The organism is Mycobacterium sp. HM-7, assembly GCF_053852335.1.
Genome location: NZ_CM132657.1, coordinates 5,057,165 through 5,070,189, shown reverse-complemented (window position 1 = coordinate 5,070,189; position 13,025 = coordinate 5,057,165). Strand labels below are relative to the sequence as shown.

Genomic DNA, 13,025 nt, shown 5'->3' with positions numbered 1-13,025 from the left:
TTTCCGTGCGATTGGGCGTCCTCGACGTGGGCAGTAACACCGTTCATCTGTTGGTAGTCGACGCGCGCCGTGGCGGGCACCCGACACCGATGAGTTCGACCAAGGCCTCACTGCGCCTGGCCGAGGCGATCGATGACACCGGCAAATTGACCCGCAAGGGCGCTGACAGCTTGGTCGCGACGGTCGACGAGTTCGCCAAGATCGCCACCAGCTCGGGCTGCGCGGAGTTTATGGCGTTCGCCACATCTGCGGTCCGCGACGCCACGAACTCCGAAGCGGTGCTGGCGCGGGTCCGGGCCGAGACCGGCGTCCAGCTGCAGGTCCTCTCCGGGGTCGACGAATCGCGGCTCACCTTCCTGGCCGTGCGCCGCTGGTATGGCTGGAGCGCGGGCCGCATCATCAACCTCGACATCGGTGGCGGATCGCTGGAACTGTCGGGCGGCATCGACGAAGAACCCGACGTCGCGTTGTCGATGCCGCTGGGTGCGGGCCGATTGACGCGGGAATGGCTGCAGGAGGATCCGCCCGGCCGCCGGCGCGTGGCGGTGCTGCGGGACTGGCTGGACAACGAGCTGTCGGTCTCGGCCGCCAAGGTGCTGGCGGCGGGGACCCCGGAGTTGGCAGTCGCGACCTCGAAGACGTTCCGGTCGCTGGCCCGGCTCACCGGTGCGGCGCCGTCGGGTGCGGGACCGCGGGTGAAGCGCACGTTGACCGCCGCGGGCCTCAGACAGCTCATATCTTTCATCTCTAGGATGACCACGGCCGATAGAGCCGAGTTGGAAGGGGTGAGTGCCGACCGCGCGCCACAGATCGTGGCCGGTGCGTTGGTGGCCGAGGCGACCATGCGAGCGCTGTCGCTCGACGCGGTGGACATCTGCCCGTGGGCGTTGCGGGAGGGGGTCATCCTGCGGAAACTCGACAGCGAAGCCGATGGCACCGACTTGGTGGAAACGTTCGCGGGATTGGCTCCCGCCAAAGGCGAGACACGATGACAGATTCAGACGACTTCTCCTCGACGCGACCGATCTCGGTTGCCGAGCTGCTGGCCAAGAACGGCACCATCGGCGCACCGCCGGTCGGCGGCCGCCGGCGTCGGCGGCGGGGCAACAGCGACGCGGTGACCGTCGCCGAACTGACCGGCGAAATCCCCATCATCCGGCCGGACGCGCTCGACCCGACGCCGCAGGCAACCGCACCGGAGACGGCGGAGGAAACGGCGCCCGAGCCCGAGCTCGAGCCCGCCGCCGAGCCCGAGTCCCCGGCCGAAGACTCCGTCGCCCCCGTCGAGGACGAGACTCCGTCCGCGGCCGACGAGATGGAGCCCGACGACACCGGCGCCCACTACGTCGTCGACGAGGACATGCTGCACACCGACCTCGTCGACCCCGCGCCCGCGGATACCGCGGCGGACGACTACGAGGACCACCTGCGCCGCCGCGACGTCGAGGCCGACCCGCTGGAGTTCGTGGCGCCGTCGCGCAAGCCGGCCTTCCGTTGGTCGTTCAAGCCGGTTCGCGGCGCCGAGGAGATGAGCCCCGACCTCGTCGACGAAGACGTGCCGGCCGACGCCGACACCGACGACGACCTGCTCTCACTCAAGGACGCGGAGCCTGTCGCCAAGGTCGATACCGGGGTCATCCCCGTCGTCGACGACGCGGCGGCCGTCGAGGTCGCTGACGCGGCCGCCGGGCCCGTCGACGCGGCACCCGCGCGCGAGACGTCACGGGACGACCGGAGTTCGCGCTACGACGCCCTCTTCGGTGGCTTCGCGGCGGACGAGGACACGCGCCGGGAAGAGTTGGTCGCCGACCACGGCGCGGATGACGCGCATGAGGAGCACGTCGACCACGAGACCGCGGACGACGAGGACGAGAAGTCCGGTTCCGGCCTGAAGCGCGGCGCCTGGGTCGTCGGGCAGAGCCTGTTGGCCGTGGTGTTCGGCGCCGGCATGTTCTTCGCGTTCGACCAGCTGTGGCGCTGGAACCAGATCGTGGCGCTGATGCTGTCGATGCTGGTGATCCTCGGTCTGGTCGCCGGGATTCGGGTGATCCGGAAGGATCACGACCTGGCCAGTACGCTGATCGCGATTCTGGTCGGCGGTCTCGTCACGTTCGGACCCCTGGCACTGCTCTACTCAGCCTGAACCGGAGGCCTGTGCGTCCCGCCATCAAGGTAGGTCTGTCCACCGCGTCGGTCTATCCCCTGCGGACCGAAGCTGCCTTTGAGTACGCCGCCCGCCTGGGCTACGACGGCGTCGAGCTGATGGTGTGGGCCGAGCCCGTCAGTCAGGACATCGACGCTGTCGAGCGCATGTCGCAGCGCTGGGGCGTGCCGGTGCTCAGCGTGCACGCGCCGTGCCTGCTGATCTCGCAGCGGGTGTGGGGCTCCAACCCCATCCCGAAGCTGGAACGCAGTGTGCGGGCCGCTGAGCAGCTGGGAGCGCAGACGGTCGTCGTCCACCCGCCGTTCCGGTGGCAGCGCCGCTATGCCGAGGGCTTCTCCGACCAGGTCATCGAGCTCGAGGCCGCGAGCGACGTGCTGGTCGCGGTCGAGAACATGTTCCCGTTCCGGACCGACCGGTTCTTCGGTACCGGCCAGCCGTCCATCGAGCGGATGCGCAAGCGCGGCGGCGCTCCGGGACCCGGCATCTCGGCGTTCGCGCCGTCGTACGACCCGCTGGACGGCAACCACGCGCACTACACGCTGGACCTGTCGCACTCGGCGACGGCGGGCACCGACGCCGTCGACATGGCGCGGCGCATGGGCAAGGGACTGGTGCACCTGCATCTGTGCGACGGCAACGGCGCGTCCACCGACGAACATCTGGTGCCGGGGCGCGGCAGTCAGCCCACGGTGCAGATCTGCCAGATGCTCGCCGCCAGTGAATTCTCCGGGCACGTGATCCTCGAGGTCACCACATCGGCGGCGCGCAACAACGCCGAGCGGGAGGCGTTGCTCGTCGAGTCGCTCGAATTCGCGCGTCGGCACCTGCTGCGCTGACCCCGTGCCGTCCTGGCATGCTGTCTCCCGTGGCGAGAATTGCGATCATCGGTGGCGGAAATATCGGCGAGGCCCTGCTGGCGGGGCTGTTGCAGTCAGGGCGGCAGGTCAAGGATCTCGTTGTCGCCGAGGCCTATCCGGCGCGCGCCGCGCTGCTCGCCGAGAAGTATTCGGTCCGGGTCACCGATGTCGCGGATGCCGCCGAGACCGCGGCGTACGTGATCGTGGCCGTCAAACCCGACGCGGTCGAGGGTGTCGTCGAGGTGCTGGCCGAGCTGGCCTCGGACGCCGACAGCAGCAGCGTCGAGCAGGTCGTGGTGTCGGTGGCCGCGGGCGTCCCGACGTCCTTCTACGAGGCCAAGCTGCCGGCCGGTGCGCCGGTGGTGCGCGCGATGCCGAATACCCCGATGCTGGTCGGTGCGGGCATCACCGCGCTGTCGCGCGGCCGGTTCGCGGACGAGGCCCAGCTGGCCGAGGTGTCGGAGATCTTCTCGGCCGTCGGTGCGGTGCTGACGGTGCCGGAGAAGCAGATGGACGCGGTGACCGCGGTGTCCGGTTCGGGCCCTGCGTACTTCTTCCTGATGGTCGAGGCCGTCGTCGACGCGGGCGTCGCGGCGGGCCTCCCGCGGCCGGTGGCAACCGAGTTGGCGGCCCAGACGATGGCCGGTGCGGCCGCGATGTTGCTCGATCGGATGACCGAATCCGGCCCCGGTTCGGTGGTCGGTCCGCTGGACACCAGCGCCGCGGAATTGCGGGCCTCGGTGACCTCTCCGGGGGGCACTACCGCCGCTGGTCTGCGGGAACTCGAACGGGGTGGCCTGCGGTCCGCGGTCGCGAGTGCCGTCGAAGCCGCAAAAACACGGTCTGAGCAGCTAAGAATTACATCCGAGTAGTTCTAAGATTTCAGATTGATTACCCCACACCCGTCGCAATAACCACATTGGCCACGCTATTCTCCTTCTCGTAAGCACGCGTTGGTGCCAGCGGAGGGGAAGCCGCTGGAGCTGGCCGTGCCTGATTGATTGGGTTGCGATGACGTCTATGAACGGGCCATCGGCGCGTGACGGTGGCGATCAACCACGAACGCAGTTTTTGACTGTTGCCGAGGTTGCGAGCCTGATGCGGGTGAGCAAGATGACGGTATACCGGCTGGTGCACAACGGGGAGTTGCCCGCGGTGCGTGTCGGCCGGTCATTTCGGGTGCACGCCAAGGCGGTGCACGACCTCCTCGAGTCCTCCTACCACGACGCGGGTTAACCGCCGCGCGTCTGCCTGCCGCGACACCCCTGCGTGCGCCCTGCGTTGACGCAGGGGTTCGGCGTGCGCCGTACCCGTCAGCGAGACGGAGTACGCCGAAATCGCTTGGCTTCAGCAGGCGTTTTCGTGGCGGGAAACCCCGCCGGGTAAAGTGGCGGGGTTGGTTTCACACCGATCCTCACGGATCGACGTCTAGTAGCGGAGACTCCAAAGTCTATGGGTTCAGTCATCAAGAAGCGGCGTAAGCGCATGTCGAAGAAGAAGCACCGCAAGCTGCTTCGTCGCACCCGGGTTCAGCGCAGAAAACTCGGTAAGTAGTTCTCCGCGCGCCATTGCGTCGCCCACTAGGCTGACCAGATGGATGCCGACGGACGCCCCGGAAGCCGGCCCACCGCGCCGGGCGGAAGCGATTCCGGCCCGGACATCCCCGAGACCCTGCACCACCCCAAGGTGGTTCTGGTCACGGGGGCGTGCCGGTTCCTGGGCGGATATCTGACCGCCAGGCTCGCGCAGAACCAGCTCATCGAGCATGTGATCGCGGTCGACGCGATCACGCCCAGTAAGGACATGTTGCGGCGGATGGGCCGCGCGGAGTTCGTCCGCGCGGACATTCGCAATCCCTTCATCGCCAAGGTGATCCGGAACGGCAACGTCGACACGGTCGTCCACGCGGCGGCGGCGTCGTACGTGCCGCAGTCCGGTCGTGCTGCGCTCAAAGAGCTCAACGTGATGGGTGCGATGCAGTTGTTCGCAGCCTGTCAGAAGGCCCCTTCGGTCCGCCGGGTGATTCTCAAGTCGACATCGGAGATCTACGGGGCCAGCCCGCGTGATCCCGTGATGTTCACCGAGGACAGCAGCGCCCGCCGGCCGCCGGGGGAGGGCTTCGCCCGGGACAGCATCGACATCGAGGGCTACGTCCGCGGTCTCGCACGACGGCGGCCCGACATCGCGGTCACCATCCTGCGGCTCGCCAACATGATCGGTCCGGCCATGGACACCGCGTTGTCGCGGTACCTGGCGGGCCCGTTGGTGCCGACCGCCTTCGGGCACGACGCCCGATTGCAACTACTGCACGAGCAGGATGCTCTCGGGGCGCTGGAACGGGCCACCCTGGTGGGACGGGCCGGCACCTTCAACATCGGGGCGTCGGGCGTCATCTTGATGAGCCAGGCCATTCGGCGTTCCGGCCGGATCGGTTTGCCGCTCGCCGGACCCACGATGTGGGCCCTGGATGCGTGGCGACGAGCGACCGCGGGCGTCGAATTGGACCGCGAACAATCCGACTACATGCGCTACGGCCGAGTCATGGACACCACACGGATGACGAGGGAACTCGGCTATACCCCAAAGTGGACGACCCTGGAGGCTTTTGACGATTACGTTTCAGGCCGCGCGCTGACGCCCATTATCGGTCCAGGGTGGGTAGGCTCAGTGGAGCGTCGTGCAGTGGCCGCAGCGCAGCGGTGGGGACGCTGATTTCGCAAGTTTTTGATGGTGGGAGATATTGACGTGGCGGGCGAATCTAAAGCCAAAGTCATTCCGCTACATTCGAATTCGACACGTGCTGCCGCGCAACGTCGTGCGTCGAGGCGGGATGCAACGCTGCGACATCCTTCGCTGTTGACCGACCCCGGGACGCGCGCATCGGCCGAGCAGATTGCTGCCGTGGTCCGGGAGATCGACCAGCACCGGTTCGGCGCGGCCGGCCCCGCGGCCGCCGAGGGGCCCAATGAACTCGCCCAACGCATAAGCGCCGCTTCGGATTTCATCCGTAAGCGACTGACCGGCGATTACCTGGTCGATGAATTCGGCTTCGACCAGCATCTCAACAACGCGGTCTTTCTTCCTTTGCTGCGAACGCTTTTCAACTCCTGGTTCCGGGTCGAGGTGTCCGGTATCGAGAACCTGCCGGATGACGGCGCCGCGTTGATTGTGGCAAACCATGCCGGCGTGCTGCCGTTCGACGGACTCATGACATCGGTCGCCGTGCACGACAAGCACCCGAAGCACCGGGACTTGCGACTGCTGGCCGCCGATCTCGTCTTCGACCTGCCGGTGGTGGGGCAAGCGGCGCGCAAGGCCGGGCACACCATGGCCTGCACCGCCGACGCGCACCGCCTGCTCGAGGCGGGCGAGCTGACCGCCGTGTTCCCCGAGGGTTACAAGGGTCTGGGCAAGCCGTTCAAGGACCGGTACAAGCTGCAGCGGTTCGGCCGTGGTGGCTTCGTGTCGGCGGCGCTGCGCTCGGGGGCGCCCATCGTGCCGTGCTCGATCGTCGGCTCCGAGGAGATCTACCCCAAGATCGGCGACGTGAAGCTGCTCGCCCGGCTGCTCGGACTGCCGTACTTCCCGCTGACGCCGTTGTTCCCGCTCGCCGGGCCCATCGGCCTGCTGCCCTTGCCGTCGAAGTGGTACATCCAGTTCGGCGAGCCCATCTCGACGGCCGACTACGACGAGTCCGCCGCCGACGACCCGATGGTCACCTTCGAACTGACCGACCAGGTGCGCGCGACCATTCAGCAGACGCTGTACCAGCTGCTGGCCAACCGCCGTGGCACGTTCCTGTAGTTCCGCAATCCAATTCCCGCGAGCGGCCGTGGCTGTACGCAGACACGCCGTCTCACGCGTGCAATTTCGTCGCGCTCAGCGCGTGCGAGCGGCACGATAATGACCGGTGTGCCCGGCGTGTTGCCGGACAGACACGGCCGCTCGCGCTGGAGCGCACCCAGCTCGGCTGGCGTTAAGGATGTAAGGGCTCTCAACCCTTTTGTGCGGCAACCATTTTCGCGATGGCGGCGTCGCGGGCCGCGGCGATCTGGGCGCTGACCTCGCCGGCTTCGTCGTCGCTCTGCGCCTCGCCCAGCATGGTGACGATGCTCGTCATGATCGGCTCACCGGCGTCGTCGGTGACCTCGGCGCGAATCTCGGCGATCACCGTGCCGTGCGACTCGATCACCGAATCCAGGTACGAGTCGAACCACAGCCGGTCGCCGACCTTGATGGGGCGGTGGAAGATCAGCTTCTGGTCGCGGTGCAACACGCGCTCCAGGTTGATCGGCACGTCGAACTGGTTGAACAGCTCGAGCTGGACCCGCCGGCCCGCGACCGCGATGAACGTCAGCGACGCGATCAGGGTGTCCGAGCCGCATTCGGCGGCCGCCTCCTCGGTGAAATGCGCCGGGTGGTCATCCTGGACCGCCTGCGCAAACTCCTTGACCTTCTCGCGGCCGACCTCGAAGTAATCCGGGTACCGGAAGTGGGTTCCGATGATGTCGTCCGCAATGCCCATGGCGGGTGAGCCTATCAGCGTTCGAGTGGAGGACCTGGCAGCCTAGTTGCCCTTGCGCGACGCCATCGCCGCCAGCGCCCCGCCGACCGCGCCGAGCGCCAGGGCCGAGGGCACCCCGATGCGGGCGGCCTTTCGGGCGGTCCGGAAATCGCGGATCTCCCAGCCGCGCTCGCGGGCGACGTCGCGCAGCGCGGCGTCAGGGTTGATCGCGACGGCCGTGCCGACCAGCGACAGCATCGGCACGTCGTTGAAGCTGTCCGAGTACGCGGTGCAGCGGCGCAGGTTCAGGCCCTCTCTGATGGCCAGTTGGCGAACCGCGTGCGCCTTGCCGACCCCGTGCAGAATCTCGCCGACCAGCCGGCCGGTGAAGATGCCGTCGACCGATTCGGCGACGGTGCCAAGCGCCCCGGTCAGCCCCAGCTTGCGGGCGATGGTCTGGGCCAGCTCCATGGGCGTCGCGGTGACGAGCCAGACCTGCTGTCCGGCGTCGAGATGCATCTGTGCCAGCGCGCGGGTGCCCTGCCAGATCTTGTCGGCGATGATCTCGTCGTAGATCTCGTCGCCGAGGGCTTCCAGCTCCGCGGTCTGCCGGCCCTCGATGAAGGACAGGGCCTTGCGCCGGCCGGCGGCGACGTCGTCGCTGTTCTCCTTGCCGGTCACCTGAAACTTGGCCTGCGCGTAGGCAAAACGGGCCAGGTCGGAGTACTTGAAATAGTCGCGGGCGGCCAGGCCGCGCGCGAAGTGCACCAGCGACGAGCCGTGCACCAACGTGTTGTCGACGTCGAAGAACGCCGCCGCGGTGAGGTCCGGCGGCGGCGGGAGCGTCGGGGTGGCGGGTTCGTCGGATTCCGAATCAAGCTCGGCGGCATCGAGTTCAGCGGCGTCATCGGCTTCGGAGGGCACGGGCGTGCCCGTGGACTCGTCGGCGGTCACGGGGCTGGATTCGGACACGGTTCAACAGTAGGTCACGCCATACTGTTGCGCGTGGATCGATCAGGGAACAGCCATCGCGTGACGTTGCTCACCCGGGCCGGCTGCAGCATGTGCGAGCGCGCGTCGGCTCAGCTCGTGGCGCTGTCCCAAGAGCTCGGATTCGTCCTGACGAGCACGGATGTCGATGTGCTGGCCGCGGCCGGGGACACCGCACTGCGTGCGGAATTCGGCGATCGGCTGCCCGTGGTGCTCCTGGATGACGTCGAGCACAGCTACTGGGAGGTCGACGAGGAGCAGCTGCGAGCCGACTTGGCAGGTTGACGCAGCGGCTTGACCTCTACGTCAGGCGTCTCGGCGTGCGCGCCCGGGGATCCGGCAGGCGTATAGCAAATTTGGTCGGCGGGCTGGTGAGCGGCTAGCTTTGAATGCGTTCCTGCGGCCAGAAGAGGCCCGGGAAACCTTCCTGCACGACGGAGGTGCTACGAGGTGATGAGGCCGTGAGCGTCCTGCTGTTCGGGGTTTCGCACCGCAGTGCGCCGGTATCGGTGATCGAGCAGCTCAGCACCGATGAGGCCGATCAGGCCAAGATCATCGAGCTGCTGTTGCAGTCCTCTCTGGTCACCGAGGCCATGGTGCTCTCCACCTGTAACCGGGTCGAGGTATACGCGGTGGTGGATGCGTTCCACGGCGGCCTTTCGGTGATCGGCTCGGTGCTTTCCGAGCGGTCCGGCATGTCGCTGCAGGATCTCACCAAATACGCCTACGTGCGGTACGCCGAGGCAGCTGTCGAGCATCTGTTCGCCGTGGCCAGCGGCCTGGACTCGGCTGTCATCGGCGAGGCGCAGGTGCTGGGCCAGGTGCGCCGGGCCTACACCTCGGCGGAGGCCCACCAGACCGTCGGCCGGACCCTGCATGAACTGTCGCAGCGGGCGCTGTCGGTCGGTAAGCGGGTCCATTCCGAGACCGGGATCGACGCCGCGGGCGCCTCGGTGGTGTCGGTGGCCCTCGACATGGCCAAGAACAAGCTGACGTCGCTCACCGGGCTGACGGCTGCCGTGATCGGCGCCGGCTCCATGGGCGCGCTGGCCGCCGCGCATCTGACGCGCGCCGGGATCGCCCGCGTCGAGGTGGTCAACCGCTCGCTGCCGAGGGCCGAGCGCATGGTCGAGAACTTGAAGGCCCAGGGCGTCGACGCGGCCGCCCACACCTTGGAGGACATCGCCGTCGCGCTGGGTAATGCCGACGTCGTCGTCGCGTGCACCGGCGCGGTGCGTCCGGTGGTGTCGTTGGCCGATGCACACCGCGGACTGATGAACCGTCCGGAACACCGCCAGCTGGTGATCTGCGACCTCGGCATGCCCCGCGACGTCGACGGCGCGATTGCCGGCCTGCCCGGCGTGCACATGATCGACATGGACCGCATTCAGCGGGAACCCTCGGCCCGGGCCGCTGCCTCGGACGCCGAAGCGGCCCGTTCGATCGTCGCTGCCGAGGTCGCCAGTTACCTGGCCGGTCAGCGGATGGCCGAGGTCACCCCGACTGTCACCGCCCTGCGCCAGCGGGCCGCGGACGTCGTCGAGGCGGAGTTGTTGCGGCTCGACAACCGGGTTCCGGGACTCGACGCCGCCCACCGGGACGAGGTCGCCAAGACCGTTCGCCGGGTGGTCGACAAGTTGCTGCACGCGCCGACGGTCCGGGTCAAGCAGCTGGCCAGCGCGCCCGGCGGCGACACCTACGCCGAGGCGCTGCGGGAGCTGTTCGAGCTCGACCCGCAGGCCATCGACGCGGTGTCAGCCGGCGAATTGCCTTTGATGGCACCAGATTTGGCGGCAGGCGAGCCGCAATCCCTTCACGACAAGGCTGAGTAATCTCCTTTGGTAACCACCCTCGAAAACGTTGTCCGGATCGGCACCAGGGGCAGCCTTCTGGCTACCACGCAGGCCGGCACCATCCGTGACGCCTTGGTAGCTCTGGGGCAGCCCGCGGAGCTGGTCATCATCAGCACCGACGGCGACCGCTCCCAGGCGCCAGTCGCCGAGATCGGCATCGGGGTGTTCACCGCCGAGCTGCGGCACGCCATGGCCGACGGCCGGATCGACGTCGCGGTGCACTCGTACAAGGATTTGCCGACGGCGCCCGACGAGCGGTTCGTCATCGCCGCCGTGCCGCCGCGTGAAGATCCGCGGGATGCCTTGGTGGCGCGTGACGGATTGGTGCTGGGGGAGTTGCCGGTCGGCTCGGTGATCGGCACGTCGAGCCCGCGGCGGGCGGCACAGCTTAGAGCACTGGGTCTCGGTTTGGAAATCCGCCCCCTACGAGGCAACCTAGATACCAGGTTGAACAGGGTAAGTAGTGGTGATCTCGACGCTGTTGTCGTCGCCCGAGCGGGTCTGGCCCGTATCGGACGACTCGATGTCGTCACCGAGAGCCTCGAGCCGGTGCAGATGTTGCCAGCGCCGGCGCAGGGCGCCCTCGCGGTCGAGTGCCGGGTGGGGGACACCGAGTTGGCCGCGCTGCTGGGAAAGCTGGACGATCCCGACACGCGCGCCGCGATCACTGCCGAACGAGTCCTGTTGGCTGAACTGGAGGCGGGTTGTTCCGCGCCGGTGGGTGCGATCGCTGAAGTGGTCGAGTCCATCGACGAGGACGGCCGAGTCTTCGAAGAGCTGTCGTTGCGCGGTTGCGTGGCGGCGCTGGACGGATCCGACGTGATCCGGGCGTCCGGGATCGGGACACCCGAACGGGCACGAGAGCTGGGGCTCTCGCTGGCCGCGGAGTTGTTCGACCTGGGGGCGCGCGACGTGTTGGATCAGCGGACTGTAGAGCGGGAGTGAGAGATGACGACCCGAGTGCGTAAACAGCACAAGCCCGGCCGCATCACCTTTGTCGGTTCCGGACCCGGTGACCCGGGCCTGTTGACGACGCGTGCGCGGAACGTATTGGCACATGCGGCGTTGGTTTTCACCGATCCCGATGTGCCCGAGGCGGTGCTGGCGCTGATCGGCACCGATCTGCCGCCGACCTCCGGGCCGCACCCGGCCGACGCCGAGCCGGCCGGTGAATCGGCCGACGCGAAGACCGACGCCGCCACCGCGGCTCCCGTCGCGGCGCCGACCATGACCTTCCCGCACGGCGTCGATGTGCGCCCCGCGCTGGGCGACCCCACCGAGGTGGCCAAGCTGCTGATCGCCGAGGCGAAGACCGGCGTCGACGTGGTGCGTCTGGTCGCCGGCGACCCGCTGTCGGTCGACTCCGTGATCACCGAGGTGAACGCGCTGGCCAAGACCGCGGCACACTTCGAGCTGGTGCCGGGCCTGCCGTCGTCGACGGCGGTGCCCACCTACGCGGGTCTGCCCGTCGGGTCGTCGCACACCGTGGCCGACGTCCGCGGTGACGTCGACTGGGCCGCGCTGGCCGCCGCCCCCGGGCCGCTGATCCTGCACGCGACGGTGTCGCACCTGCCGGAGGCCGCCCGCACCCTGATCGAATACGGCCTCACCGACAACACCCCGTGCGTCGTGACCGCCAACGGCACCACCTGCCAGCAGCGGTCCATCGAGACCACGCTGGCCGGCCTGCTGGACAAGGCTGTGCTGGAGAAGCCCGTCGGCCCCGAGCCGGTCGGTCCGCTGGCGGGCCCGCTGGTCGTGACCATCGGCAAGACCGTCGCGCACCGCGCCAAGCTGAACTGGTGGGAGAGTCGCTCGCTGTACGGCTGGACCGTGCTGGTGCCCCGCACCAAGGACCAGGCCGGCGAGATGAGCGACCGGCTGGTGGGCCACGGTGCCCTGCCGATCGAAGTGCCGACCATCGCGGTCGAGCCGCCGCGCAGCCCCGCCCAGATGGAGCGTGCCGTCAAGGGTCTGGTCGACGGCCGCTTCCAGTGGGTCGTGTTCACCTCCACCAACGCGGTGCGTGCGGTGTGGGAGAAGTTCAACGAGTTCGGTCTGGACGCCCGCGCGTTCTCCGGTGTGAAGATCGCGTGCGTCGGTCAGGCCACCGCGGACAAGGTGCGCGCGTTCGGCATCAACCCCGAGCTGGTGCCTGCCGGTGAGCAGTCGTCGCTGGGCCTGCTGGACGAATTCCCGGACTACGACGAGATTTTCGACCCGGTGAACCGGGTGCTGCTGCCGCGTGCCGACATCGCCACCGAGACGCTGGCCGAGGGCCTGCGTGAGCGGGGCTGGGAGATCGAGGACGTCACGGCCTACCGCACCGTCCGTGCGGCACCGCCACCGGCGCACACCCGCGAGATGATCAAGACCGGTGGTTTCGACGCCGTCTGCTTCACCTCGAGCTCCACGGTGCGCAACCTGGTCGGCATCGCCGGCAAGCCGCACGCCCGGACCATCGTCGCCTGCATCGGCCCGAAAACCGCTGAAACCGCAGCCGAATTCGGCCTGCGCGTGGACGTGCAGCCGGAGACCGCCGCCGTCGGCCCGCTGGTCGAGGCGCTGGCCGAGCACGCAGCCCGGCTGCGCGCCGAGGGTGCGTTGCCGCCGCCGCGCAAGAAGAGCCGCAGAAGATAGCGGTCGCTAAACTTCTT

Annotated in this window: 14 protein-coding genes; 12 read left to right on the top strand and 2 right to left on the bottom strand. The window is 68.2% G+C overall.

Translation table 11 applies throughout. The features are described 5' to 3' along the window. Positions 1–5 precede the first annotated feature (5 nt). The 8 genes from ACWW1C_RS24495 (at position 6) to ACWW1C_RS24460 (ending at position 6,825) form a co-directional block, all read left to right on the top strand. Positions 6–992 carry a Ppx/GppA phosphatase family protein gene (locus tag ACWW1C_RS24495; protein ID WP_455980669.1) on the top strand — a complete coding sequence of 329 codons (987 nt, stop codon included), beginning with the start codon at positions 6–8 and terminating at the stop codon, positions 990–992. Further along, complete coding sequence (locus tag ACWW1C_RS24490; protein WP_455980668.1) at positions 989–2,143, top strand: FUSC family protein; 1,155 nt, start codon at positions 989–991, stop codon at positions 2,141–2,143. The genes ACWW1C_RS24495 and ACWW1C_RS24490 overlap by 4 nt, the downstream gene beginning before the upstream one ends. Before the next feature lie 11 nt (positions 2,144–2,154). Then, the gene (locus ACWW1C_RS24485; RefSeq protein ID WP_455980667.1) at positions 2,155–3,000 is read left to right on the top strand and encodes a sugar phosphate isomerase/epimerase family protein; all 846 of its coding nucleotides are present in this window, start codon (positions 2,155–2,157) and stop codon (positions 2,998–3,000) included. A 29-nt stretch (positions 3,001–3,029) separates the two neighbouring features. Next, on the top strand, positions 3,030–3,893 hold the full coding sequence (proC, locus tag ACWW1C_RS24480) for a pyrroline-5-carboxylate reductase (RefSeq protein WP_455980666.1): 864 nt from the start codon (positions 3,030–3,032) through the stop codon (positions 3,891–3,893). Between the two features lie 139 nt (positions 3,894–4,032). Further along, positions 4,033–4,257 carry a cell division/environmental response transcriptional regulator gene (locus tag ACWW1C_RS24475; protein WP_029105159.1) on the top strand — a complete coding sequence of 75 codons (225 nt, stop codon included), beginning with the start codon at positions 4,033–4,035 and terminating at the stop codon, positions 4,255–4,257. Positions 4,258–4,473: 216 nt separating this feature from the next. Further along, on the top strand, positions 4,474–4,575 hold the full coding sequence (locus ACWW1C_RS24470) for a 30S ribosomal protein bS22 (RefSeq protein WP_003402602.1): 102 nt from the start codon (positions 4,474–4,476) through the stop codon (positions 4,573–4,575). A 39-nt stretch (positions 4,576–4,614) separates the two neighbouring features. Further along, complete coding sequence (locus ACWW1C_RS24465) at positions 4,615–5,733, top strand: SDR family oxidoreductase (RefSeq protein WP_455980665.1); 1,119 nt, start codon at positions 4,615–4,617, stop codon at positions 5,731–5,733. A gap of 15 nt (positions 5,734–5,748) precedes the next feature. Then, positions 5,749–6,825 carry a lysophospholipid acyltransferase family protein gene (locus ACWW1C_RS24460; protein WP_455980664.1) on the top strand — a complete coding sequence of 359 codons (1,077 nt, stop codon included), beginning with the start codon at positions 5,749–5,751 and terminating at the stop codon, positions 6,823–6,825. A gap of 190 nt (positions 6,826–7,015) precedes the next feature. On the opposite strand, the gene ACWW1C_RS24455 is transcribed toward ACWW1C_RS24460, so the two are convergent. Both ACWW1C_RS24455 and ACWW1C_RS24450 read right to left on the bottom strand, forming a co-directional pair. After that, positions 7,016–7,546, bottom strand: coding sequence for an FAS1-like dehydratase domain-containing protein (locus tag ACWW1C_RS24455; RefSeq protein ID WP_455980663.1), 531 nt, complete (start codon positions 7,544–7,546; stop codon positions 7,016–7,018). A gap of 42 nt (positions 7,547–7,588) precedes the next feature. Further along, positions 7,589–8,497, bottom strand: coding sequence for an HAD family hydrolase (locus ACWW1C_RS24450; RefSeq protein WP_455980662.1), 909 nt, complete (start codon positions 8,495–8,497; stop codon positions 7,589–7,591). Between the two features lie 90 nt (positions 8,498–8,587). Here ACWW1C_RS24450 and ACWW1C_RS24445 point away from each other — a divergent pair, with 90 nt between their 5' ends. From ACWW1C_RS24445 to ACWW1C_RS24430, 4 genes are all read left to right on the top strand, one after another. Further along, on the top strand, positions 8,588–8,800 hold the full coding sequence (locus tag ACWW1C_RS24445) for a glutaredoxin family protein (protein ID WP_455984423.1): 213 nt from the start codon (positions 8,588–8,590) through the stop codon (positions 8,798–8,800). 176 nt (positions 8,801–8,976) lie between these two features. Next, on the top strand, positions 8,977–10,347 hold the full coding sequence (locus tag ACWW1C_RS24440) for a glutamyl-tRNA reductase (RefSeq protein ID WP_455980661.1): 1,371 nt from the start codon (positions 8,977–8,979) through the stop codon (positions 10,345–10,347). Positions 10,348–10,353: 6 nt separating this feature from the next. Then, positions 10,354–11,313, top strand: a complete 960-nt coding sequence (gene hemC / locus ACWW1C_RS24435) for a hydroxymethylbilane synthase (RefSeq protein ID WP_455980660.1) — start codon at positions 10,354–10,356, stop codon at positions 11,311–11,313. A 3-nt stretch (positions 11,314–11,316) separates the two neighbouring features. After that, positions 11,317–13,008 (top strand): uroporphyrinogen-III synthase, encoded by a 1,692-nt coding sequence (locus ACWW1C_RS24430; protein WP_455980659.1) that lies wholly within the window; start codon positions 11,317–11,319, stop codon positions 13,006–13,008. Positions 13,009–13,025: the final 17 nt, after the last annotated feature.

Coding starts and splice junctions, on each gene's coding strand:
- ACWW1C_RS24490 (WP_455980668.1), top strand. CDS start 989: ATGACAGATTCAGACGACTTCTCCTCGACGCGACCGATCTCGGTTGCC.
- ACWW1C_RS24475 (WP_029105159.1), top strand. CDS start 4,033: ATGACGTCTATGAACGGGCCATCGGCGCGTGACGGTGGCGATCAACCA.
- ACWW1C_RS24470 (WP_003402602.1), top strand. CDS start 4,474: ATGGGTTCAGTCATCAAGAAGCGGCGTAAGCGCATGTCGAAGAAGAAG.
- ACWW1C_RS24465 (WP_455980665.1), top strand. CDS start 4,615: ATGGATGCCGACGGACGCCCCGGAAGCCGGCCCACCGCGCCGGGCGGA.
- ACWW1C_RS24460 (WP_455980664.1), top strand. CDS start 5,749: ATGGTGGGAGATATTGACGTGGCGGGCGAATCTAAAGCCAAAGTCATT.
- ACWW1C_RS24455 (WP_455980663.1), bottom strand. CDS start 7,546: ATGGGCATTGCGGACGACATCATCGGAACCCACTTCCGGTACCCGGAT.
- ACWW1C_RS24445 (WP_455984423.1), top strand. CDS start 8,588: ATGTGCGAGCGCGCGTCGGCTCAGCTCGTGGCGCTGTCCCAAGAGCTC.
- ACWW1C_RS24430 (WP_455980659.1), top strand. CDS start 11,317: ATGACGACCCGAGTGCGTAAACAGCACAAGCCCGGCCGCATCACCTTT.